Below are 1,396 nucleotides of genomic sequence, written 5' to 3'. Positions count from 1 at the left end.
TGGCGGCAAACTGCTTGTGAATTTCACCGATAACTATGTGCCTGACAGCAGCAGCGTAATTACGCTTATGACGCATGGCAAGGACCAGCGGACTGGTCAATTTGCTTCCGTTGAAACGACAGGCCTGCCTGATTATTACAAGGTAAATGTGAGCTATCAATCCGACCGGGTTCTGTTAACCATAGGAGAATCCGTGCCGGTATGGGGACATTTTGTCGACACTTACAAGAATAACAACAGGGACAACAGCACGGTAGCTTCCAATCCTGCGATCGGCGTGCTATCCGGTTTCCATGAACTATGGACGCCTGGCGATTCCTGGGATAACGGAACGATACTGAACAGCGAGGTGCTGGACTACAACATCCAATATGTAGTGGATCTGTCCAAAACCCGCACAGCTGAAGATGAAGAGAGAGCTTACTACGATGACCGTAGAAACCAGACCTACGGTGCGACCGAGGGCCTTGGTGCTTTGGCGGACGTATACCGCTCGCTGTCGGGAACGGCCACTACAATCACCGACATTCCGGCAGATGCTACTTCGGTAAAATACAGTGACAACAATCCGAACGGCAATAAAGGCGGCGACTCGAACTCCAAGCTTGGCAAGATGGTCGACCTGATCGGCAAGGTGCGCGGCAACTACGCCTCCACGACGCCAGCCAAAAACTATTACCAATACAAGCGTCCATGGCGCTGGGCCGGTGTGGATATCATCGTGCCGACTCTCGTTCCTGCTAGAAGCAGCACACCTGCAACGGACGGCGGCTTCCCAAGCGGACATACGAACGCTTCGTATCTCGCTTCGCTGGCACTGGCTTATGCAGTACCTGAGCGCTACCAGGAAATGGTGACCCGCGCTTCCGAGATGGGCAACAGCCGGATTGTAGCCGGCATGCACTCTCCGCTGGATGTTATCGGCGGCCGTGTCATGGCAACAGCCCTGGCGGCAGCCGCGCTGAATGATCCGGAGAATGCCGAGCTTAAGAAGGCAGCCTACGACCAGGCCCATAATGTCCTGCTGAGACAGAACGGTACAGCGGAAGACCGCTTCAGTGATTACGAGAAGAACAAAGCCCAGTATATGGAGCGTCTGACTTACGGATTCAAGCAGATTAACCCGACGAACAAGCCGATGGTTGTGCCAAAGGGCGCAGAGGTGCTGATCGAAACCCGTCTGCCTTACCTGAATGCTCAGCAGCGCCGTGCCGTTCTGGCTACGACCGGCCTGCCTTCCGGTTATCCGGTACTGGATGATCCAGAGGGCTGGGGACGCCTCAATCTGTTCGCGGCCGCAGACGGCTACGGCGCATTCAACAGCGATGTGGTTGTGACAATGGACGCTGACCAGGGCGGCTTCCATGCTCTCGACCGCTGGCGCAACGATATCTCC

At 55.4% G+C, this 1,396-nt stretch carries 1 protein-coding gene; it reads left to right on the top strand.

Annotated elements, in window-relative coordinates:
- Positions 1-16: 16 nt before the first annotated feature.
- Positions 17-1,396: acid phosphatase (locus tag L1N82_RS00030; protein WP_407946653.1), on the top strand; the 1,380-nt coding region annotated here is incomplete at its 3' end.

The sequence above is a fragment of the Paenibacillus tarimensis genome, from assembly GCF_021532315.1.
Lineage (GTDB): Bacteria > Bacillota > Bacilli > Paenibacillales > Paenibacillaceae > Paenibacillus_I > Paenibacillus_I tarimensis.
The sequence above is the reverse complement of the archived record's forward strand: the minus strand, read 5'-3'. Positions and strand labels throughout refer to the sequence as shown.